The organism is Oleiagrimonas sp. (assembly GCF_027858935.1).
GTDB lineage: Bacteria > Pseudomonadota > Gammaproteobacteria > Xanthomonadales > Rhodanobacteraceae > Oleiagrimonas.
Genome location: NZ_JAQIBU010000282.1, coordinates 1 through 8,934, shown reverse-complemented (window position 1 = coordinate 8,934; position 8,934 = coordinate 1). Strand labels below are relative to the sequence as shown.

Below are 8,934 nucleotides of genomic sequence, written 5' to 3'. Positions count from 1 at the left end.
GCATCCACTGCCAGATCTGCCCGCTGCGGTGATTCTCGATCATCATGACCACGATGCCCTGATCCAGGCCGTAATGGCCCTCCGATACCCAGGCGTTCTGATCGGCATCGATCAGCGTCGGGTTGAAGCTGCTCGCAAGACGGTCATGGCGACACATCTCGGGATAGCGCTGCATCATGTGGCGCATGCACTGGAAGACCATTTCGGGAGTGAACGGAAGCGATGCCAGCACCGACGAGGGGGACAGGGTGCCGTCGTCCGGCCCGTAGGGCACGCCCCGGGCGGCGTAGCCGAACAAGCGCTGCGCAGGGCGGTCGGGGTTCGCCGGTGTTTTGTCCGGACCATCGCAGGCCGAAAGACCCCAGCAGTTTTCGCCGTAACCGGCGAACTGGTGCGGATTGCGTTGCGCGTATTCGCGCTGGATGCAGGCGGCGTTGCGGCTGTTGTGGAAATAGTCGAAGCGCTTCTCGCGCATGAAACGGTCGCGGATGCCGCGAAAATCGATCCAGGCATGGGAAAAATGATGCACGAACATCGGCCCGGCGTAGAGCACGTCGTGGTCGTACAGGTTTTCCCACTGGTAGGTGGCGGTCCAGGCCTTGTAGCAGTCGCCGGTGATCGGGTGGGTCGGCGAGCCCATGGCCAGCACGTAGAGCAAGATCGCCTCGCTGTAGCCTTCCCAGCCGTAATGCAGGAATCCGCATTCGGGTTTCCAGCCCTGCCGCAGGGTTTGGCCGTCGGCCTGGGCCCAGCGCCAGTCGACGCGACGATAGAGCTGATCGGCCCGTTGCCGCAGCTCGACCTCGTCGGCCGTGTCGGCGGTGAAGTACATCGCTGCGGTCAACGCGCCGGCCACCAGCAGGGCGGTATCGATCATCGACAGTTCCGATTGCCACACCCGGAGGCCGCTGTGGATATCCAGGAAATGGTAGTAAAACCCCTTGTAGCCGGTTGCGGTGGGACTGCCGCTCTGTTCGCTCTCGGTGAAGAACCGCAGTGCGGCGAGACTGTTGCGGACCGCGTCGTCGCGTTCCATCCAACCGCGTTGCACCGCCACCGGATACACGGACAGGGCAAAGCCGACCACCGCGATGCTGACCGGTGAGCCCTCGCGCGAGGTGTCCGCGACCAGGCCATTGCGCGGGTTTACGGTTTCCGGGAAGTAGTTGAACGCGGCGCGCTGCAGCCGATCGAGCAGGGCCTCGTCCGAGGGGGTGGAGGACGTCGTGGTCATCATCGAAAAGGTACGAGCACGCGCCATCGGGGGCGAGCCCCCCCTGCCTGCCGGACCCGGTCGGGTAACCTGCGTGATGTCCTGATCGGACCTTCGAAAAGGCGAGCGACGGTGGCATGTCCGTACCGTCCATCGCCATGCCTGGCTGCCGTGTTCATCGGACACATTCCCGGGGAAGCCATCAAGCACCAGTGCTTGCGTCCGATGCTACTCCGTCCGCCCTGAACCGGGCTGCGGGGCGTATTCAGGAGCTTGTGGATAGATGCAGCAGCGGCGCGCATCGTGTGCCAAGGTACCGGTAACCGTTGCCTGCATTCGAGCGATGATCCGGATCGCCTGGTCCGGAGCTTGTCTCGAAAACCAAGCCTGGTTCGAAACCCGTCGTGATGACGGAGAGGGCAACCTCTATCTCGCGGTGCGTCCACCAATGGCGAAGCTCTGGGGTTTAGGCTAACCCATCGCCGGCAAAAAGAGCGCCTTTGCCATGGGCGAGCATCCAGGCAGCATCCTTGCCGAGGCGCGCACCGGGCACGGCAAGGCGCGGGCACTCATCAAGCCAGGTCGCCACTTCCGACTTCCATTGACGGAAGATGGTCGCTGCACAGATGGCCACGGAACAACGTGGCGTCTCATGGATTGGACGGCGGAACGTAATCCCTGACGTGGTAGATCGTCTCCACGGGAAGAATGGCGATCACGCCATCGGTGTCCAGTCCGGTATGTGCGGCCTGCATGATGTCGTGTGCCACCTGCTCTGCATGCTGCGCGAGCACAAACACTTCCACCCGTGCCTGGGTCGAAACCCATTGAGGACTGTAGAAATTCTTGTAGTCGCCGTATCCCTTGACCCGGGTTATGGCAACTTCAATGGTTTTCTCTTGCTTCAGCGCCTGCTCCACGGCCTCAAGGCTGTTGACGTTGATGATGGCGGTGATCTTGCGGTACTTCATTTGGATCCTCCCGGGGGCCGGGATTCCCGCTAACCCCCTGGTGGTTTTGTGCCATGGAATGGCATCAGTGGGTTGCAACAATCTGTTTTCGCAGTTGCCGCCACTCCCACAACAGAAAGACGGCCGGAAGCACCAGCATGGTCAGGAACAAGGAGCTGATCATGCCGCCGACCATCGGCGCGGCGATGCGACGCATCACTTCCGAACCGGTGCCACCGCCGAACATCACAGGCAGCAACCCGACGATGATCGCCGTCGCCGTCATCGAAATCGGCCGCAAACGCAGCAGTGCGCCATCACGGACGGCATCGCGCAGGCCCTCGTAACTCAACGGACTGGACTCGGACTGGCAACGTTGCACGTAGGCGTCGACGGATTGGTTGAGGTACACCACCAGCACCACGCCTATTTCCGTGGTGACACCCGCCAAGGCGATCAGACCGACCGCGACCGCCACCGACAGGTTGTAACCGAGCAGGTACAGCAGCCAGGCACCACCTGCAAGCGCCATCGGCAATGTCCCCAGGATGAGCAGCACCTGTGAAACGCGGCGGAAGGCCATGTACAGCAGCAGCGAGATCAACATGATGGTGACCGGCACGATCGTGGTCAGGCTCTTGCGTGCCGCCTGCATGTACTCGTATTGGCCAGACCAGGCCAGGGAATAGCCGGCGGGCAACTTGACCCTGGCTGCAACAAGCTTCTGGGCAGCGGCGACGTAGGAACCGACATCCCGTCCGGCGATGTCCACGTAGGTCCACCCCGTGAGCTGCGCCGCCTCGCTCTTGATCAGTGGTGGACCATCCTCGATGCGGACGTTCGCCACGTCACCCAGCACCACATGGCCGCCGCCAGCGGTGACGACCGGTAGCTGCCGAATGCTGGCCAGCGAATTGCGGTAATCGCGTGGGTATCGGACGTTGACCGGATAGCGCTCCAGTCCTTCCACCGTATCGGTGACGTTCATACCGCCGATAGCTGTGCGCACGACGTCCTGTACGTCGCTGATATTGAGCCCGAGCCGGGCGGCCTTGTCGCGATCGATATCGATTTGGATGTAGCGGCCACCAGCCACCCGTTCGGCGTATACCGACGTGGTGCCACGGACTTGGGGCAGGAGTTGCTCCAGCTCCTTTCCGATGCGTTGGATCACCTGCAGGTCCGGACCACTCACCTTGATGCCGACCGGGGTCTTGATTCCGGTGGAAAGCATATCGATGCGGGTCTTGATCGGCATCACCCAGGCATTGGTGAATCCTGGATACCTGACCCGTTGCTCCAGCTCCTTGACGATGTCGGCCTTGGTGATGCCCGCACGCCACTGCGACTTTGGCTTGAACTGGATGATCGATTCATCCATCGACAGCGGTGCGGGATCGGTCGCTGTATCCGCACGCCCCATCTTGCCGAAGACGGATTGCACTTCGGGTACGCTCATGATCAATTTATCGGTCTGCTGCAGCACCTGACGTGCCTTGTCCGCGGAAATTCCGGGACGGGCGGAAGGCATGTACAGCAGGTCCCCCTCATCCAGCGGCGGCATGAACTCCGAACCCAGGTGCGAAGCGGGCCACGCGCCCGCCACCACGATCAGGATGCCGACGAACAGCAGGACCCAGGGGTAGCGAACCACCCGTTTGATGACCGGTGTGTACAGTGCCGTCAACGCACGGTTGAGCGGATTGCGGTGCTCGGGCGTGATCTTTCCGCGGATGAAATAGCCCATCAATACCGGGACCAGGGTCACCGCCATGATCGCGGCCGCACCCATGGAATAGATCCAGGTGTATGCCAGCGGAGAAAACATGCGCCCGGCCTGACCCGTGAGGCTCAGGATCGGAACCACACTGAGGGTGATGATCACCAGTGAGAAAAACAGCGCGGGCCCCACTTCCACGGTTGCCGTGGCCACTCTGCGCCAGTGCCCGGCTTTGTCGGTGCCGCCCTCCTTTTCCATGTGCTTGTGCAGGTTTTCGATCATGACGATCGCACCGTCGACCATCGCGCCGATGGCGATCGCAATGCCGCCCAACGACATGATGTTGGCGGTCAGTCCCTGCAATCTCATCACGATGAAGGCCATCAGGATGCCCACCGGCAAACTGATGATCGCGACCAGCGACGAGCGAAAATGGAACAGGAATACGCCGCAGATCAACGCCACGACCAGGAATTCCTCAATCAGCTTTTCGCGCAGATTGCCGATGGCGTCACTGATCAACTGCGACCGGTCATAGGTGGTCACGACCTGGACACCCGGCGGCAGACTGCCCTTCAATGAAGCCAGCCTTGCCTTGACCCCATCGATGGTTTTCTGCGCGTTGCCTCCGTAACGCATCACGATCACGCCACCGACCGCCTCGCCCTGCCCATCAAGTTCGCTGACGCCACGCCGGATCTGTGGCCCCATCCGTACCTCGGCCACGTCTTTGAGCTGAACCGGTGTGCCGTTCTTGTCGGTCATCAGCGGCACCTGCAGCAGATCCTTGATGCTCTTGATGTACCCGCTGGCGCGCACCATGTACTCGGCTTCGGCCAGTTCGACCACGGCACCACCCGTCTCGTGGTTGGCGTTTTTGATCGCCATCCTCACATGCGCCAGGGTGATGCCATAGGCACGCAACTTGTCCGGGTTCACCACCACCTGGTATTGCTTCACCATGCCGCCAACGGTCGCCACTTCCGCAACCCCGGGTACGGTTTGCAACTGATACTTCAGGAACCAGTCCTGCAGGCTGGTCAGTTGCGCCAGGTTGTGCTTGCCGGTCTTGTCCACCAGCGCGTATTGGTAGACCCAGCCCACACCCGTGGCGTCAGGGCCCAGACTCGGGTGGGCATCGGTCGGCAGGCTGCTGGCGACCTGATTGAGATATTCAAGCACGCGCGACCGCGCCCAGTAGAGGTCGGTGCCATCCTTGAAAATGATGTAGACAAACGATGCACCGAAGAACGAATAGCCGCGAACCACCGTCGCACCCGGAACCGCAAGCATGGCGGTTTCCAGCGGATAAGTGACCTGGTCCTGCACCACCTGAGGGGCCTGCCCTGGATAAGGCGTCTTGATGATCACCTGCACGTCGGACAGATCGGGGATCGCGTCCACCGGCGTGTGCTGTATCGAGTACAGGCCGGCGAAGACAACCAAAGCCAGTGCCAATAGCACGGCGCCCCGGTTACGCAACGACCAGCGGATGATGGAGGCGATCATTGCGGCGGCCTCACGTTCTCGCTGGCCCCGGCTGGCATGGACGTGCCCGGCTTGGCCGGCATGTCCATGCCTGCCATGTCCGGAGCGGCCTGCGTTTTCCCGGTGGTTGCCTTTGTCGCCGAATGGGGCGCGTCCTGACAACCGGACCGGCCCGCGCCCAGGCGCAGGCTGGCGGCATCGATGTTGGCTTCGGAATCGAGCATGAACTGCGCCGAAGTCACCACGTGCTGGCCGGCCCGCAAACCCTTGAGAATTTCCACCTTGTTGCCGGAGGTGCTCCCGGCTTTCACCGGACAGACATCGAAACGACCGCCGCCAAGTGCCACGATCACGCGCTGGCTATGGCCCGTGCGAATGAGCGCCAGATTGGGAATGAAAAGAACATCTCGTTGCGGGGTCGCCTGCAGCGCCACATGCGCGTACATGTTGGGCTGGAGACGCCTGTCCGTGTTCGCGAAGCGTATCCGGGCCTTGACCGTGCGAGTCATGCTGCTGATGTCCGGATAGACGAAATCGACCACGCCTTCCCAGTGCTGGCCGGGAAACGCATCGAAATCGGCAACCGCCTTCTGACCCACGTGCAACAGCGACACCTGGCTTTCGTCGACTTCCGCGAGCACCCACACCGTGCGCAGGTCGGCCAGCTTCATGACCTGGGTTGCCGGCATCACGTAGCCGCCTTCCTGCACGCCAAGACTGGTCACGACACCCGAGGATTCGGCATACCGTGCGACACGATCACTGGCCTTGCGGGTGCGTTTGAGTCGGGAGATCTGTGCGTCACTGAAGCCCAAAGACCGCAGTCGATGCTGTGACGCGACGATCAACGATTGACTGCCGCTGGCCAAAGCGACCAGGTACTCACGCGCGGCAGTCGCCAGCTTGGGGGAAAACAACTGGTAAAGCAGCTGCCCTCGCTTGATCGACTCGCCCACGCTCTTGACCGCCAGTTTTTCCACCCAACCATCAGCGCGTGTATTGATGCTGGTGATGGTGTCCTCGTCGTAACCCACATACCCGAACAGTTCAAGACGATTGGAGAACGTGCCCTGTTCAACCTCGGATGTTCGTACGCCCAGGTTGTTGACCACCTCCGGGGATATCTTCAGGTCACTGGGTTCACCAGAGCCATCTTCATCAGCGTAGACAGGTACCAGATCCATCCCCATAGGCGACTTGCCTGGCTTGTCGCTGTGAAAGTTGGGGGTCATGGGACCCTTCCAGTAAAGGATCTTGCGTTTCGGTGTCGTGGTCGCCGAGCCGGAAGCCTGGTCGGAATTTGCCGCCGAGTGGCCGCGCCTGCCGAGAAAGTACCCGGCGACCAGTGCAAGCAGTACGACAGTGACGGCGAAGAGAATCCATCTTGTTTTTTTCATGGTGTCGTATTCCGCGAAGTGGCAGACACCGAAGGCGGCCACAACGTGCCACCTGTCTGGTAATTGAGGGAGGCCAGCTGGGTATAGAAATCGGCACGTGCGCGCGCCAGCTCCAGTTCGGCCGTCAAATATTGCTGTTCGGTAGTGATCAGCTTCAGAAAATCGCCGCTACCCGAACCATTGCTGTAGTCAGTCTCGGCTGCATGCATGTTGAGTCTGATCAACGGCAGCAACTCGCCGTTGTAGAGCTGGATCGTGGCAACCGCCTGGGCCGCGGCCGTGCGCGTCTGGTCAAGGTTGCTCAGCAGCTGGTTGCGGGCATCGGCAAACCTGGCCTCGCTCTCATGCAGACGCGCATTGGCCTCGCTCACCTCACCGCTATGGTTGCCGCCGAAAGGAATGTTGATTGCGACACCAACCGTCAGTCGCTTGGCCGGCATGTCCATCAGGCTGTTGTAGCCCGCCAGCAGGCTGACATGCGGCATGGAGTTCTTGTGCGCCAGATCAACCCGATCCCTGCTCGCGCTGATGCGCGCATCGAGGCTTTGCAGCATCGGGTAATGCGTCAGCGCCGCATCCTTCAGGGCGGCAGATGTCGGCAGCGTGATTTCCTGGGGCAGTTCGACCGGTCTGGGCACGGCGGTGTCCGGATCGAGGTTTTGCAGCGCGTTGATCTTCGCCTGCACGGTGCGCTGCGCGCGCTTGAGCTCCAGCGCCTGGTTCTGCAAACGCACCCGTTCCACTTCTGCCTGCAGGACGTCCTGTTGTGGCGACTGTCCTGAGGCATAAGCGGTTTCCGCCACCGCACGCAGGTGCATCACCAATCGGGTGTTCTCGGCATTGATGGCAAGTGCGCGATGCACGTAGTACCACTGGGCATATTCGGCACGCGCCAGCGCAGAGAGGCGCAAACGCAGGTCGGCCACCTGCTGACCTGCTGAATCCGCATCGGCGGTGGCCATCCTGCTGCGCAGGGACAGGGTGCCAGGCCAGGGGAAGCGCTGGCTGATCTGCGCGTTCTGGTTGAGGCCCTGGCGCGGACCACCGGCCGTATGCGGCGCCACCACATAACTCACCACCGGGTCATCCAGCGCACCGGCCGACTCGATTCGCGCGCTGGCCGCGTCGGCCGCCGCCTGCATCGCCTCAATACCCGGGTTGCGCAGCAGCACTCGCTGAACCAGCTGGTCCGCTGAAAGACCCGTCAGATGAAGCCCCGTGCCGTCAGGATTTTTTTCGACCTTGGCCAGGCGCCACGCACCGGAGATTGGCGGATCAGTCCCTGGATGGGATCCGGCTGCCTGCGCCAGCGGTACTGCCGCCATGACTGCCGACAGCAGCATGGCCAGTGCCGGCGTCGTGAAACGCCGGACAGAATGAAACAACGACATGGGTGAACCCTCCTCCGAACTTGCGAAATTCGCCGTACTCTTGTGATGACAAGCCGCACACCTTGGACAAGGTGATCGCTAGATCAGGAGTGAGCAGAACAGCAGTCGAAGGGGAGGGTGATCGGCCCGTAGCCGGAACGCCGGGGTAAAGGTCGAAACTGCATGTGGCAGCATAGCCACGGTCGGCATGGACGGTGCCAGCGGCAGCAGCATGGATCCCGGTACGTTGGGCAAGCGTGTATCGGCTTGAACCAGGCTGCCCTGCGCATAATGCTGGGCACACAGGGAGAGCGTGGCATGATCCTGCATGCCGCGCATGCCATGCATGCAGTCGGTCTGCGAGGCAGGCGTGACGGCAGCCTGCATGAGTTGGCCGCCGGGCATCGGGCACAGGCTTGCCGCCAGCGCGACCTGCTGCCACAGCAGCAACAGCGCTAGCAGCCAGAACAGGCCGGGGCGCTTCCTGCGATGCATGCCGAGGGCGGGGAACATGCGCAAGAGTTTATACATCCGCAGGCGCTTGATCTTGATCAGGGTCAAGTACCCGACCATGAGGGGAACCGGGTCATGCGCCTTGTCCAGCGACCGGGTCCCGTCGCTGGATGCAGTGGTCACGGTAGCCGGGCGAGAGACCGGTTCCGATCTCCCCGTCGCGCTGCAGGCCAGATGTTTCACAAGTCCACCCGTACACGCGGGATCCGCCGATCAAAGACCAGCCTGCCGGGGACGCGAGGCATAGTGGCAGTGGCCTCGAACCTGCGCACCCACGAGTCGC

6 protein-coding genes are annotated in these 8,934 nt (G+C 61.9%); all 6 read right to left on the bottom strand.

From position 1 onward, the window contains the following. Window positions 1-1,237: glucoamylase family protein (locus tag PF446_RS10460; protein ID WP_298071366.1), on the bottom strand; the 1,237-nt coding region annotated here is incomplete at its 3' end. A 626-nt stretch (window positions 1,238-1,863) separates the two neighbouring features. Continuing rightward, on the bottom strand, window positions 1,864-2,184 hold the full coding sequence (locus tag PF446_RS10455) for a P-II family nitrogen regulator (RefSeq protein WP_298071365.1): 321 nt from the start codon (window positions 2,182-2,184) through the stop codon (window positions 1,864-1,866). A gap of 64 nt (window positions 2,185-2,248) precedes the next feature. After that, complete coding sequence (locus PF446_RS10450) at window positions 2,249-5,392, bottom strand: efflux RND transporter permease subunit (protein ID WP_298071364.1); 3,144 nt, start codon at window positions 5,390-5,392, stop codon at window positions 2,249-2,251. Next, on the bottom strand, window positions 5,389-6,768 hold the full coding sequence (locus PF446_RS10445; RefSeq protein ID WP_298071363.1) for an efflux RND transporter periplasmic adaptor subunit: 1,380 nt from the start codon (window positions 6,766-6,768) through the stop codon (window positions 5,389-5,391). The genes PF446_RS10450 and PF446_RS10445 overlap by 4 nt, the downstream gene beginning before the upstream one ends. Then, complete coding sequence (locus PF446_RS10440) at window positions 6,765-8,159, bottom strand: TolC family protein (RefSeq protein WP_298071362.1); 1,395 nt, start codon at window positions 8,157-8,159, stop codon at window positions 6,765-6,767. Before PF446_RS10440 ends, PF446_RS10445 begins: the two co-directional genes overlap by 4 nt. A gap of 78 nt (window positions 8,160-8,237) precedes the next feature. After that, window positions 8,238-8,774: a hypothetical protein gene (locus PF446_RS10435; RefSeq protein ID WP_298071361.1), complete on the bottom strand. Its 537-nt coding sequence runs from the start codon at window positions 8,772-8,774 to the stop codon at window positions 8,238-8,240. Window positions 8,775-8,934: the final 160 nt, after the last annotated feature.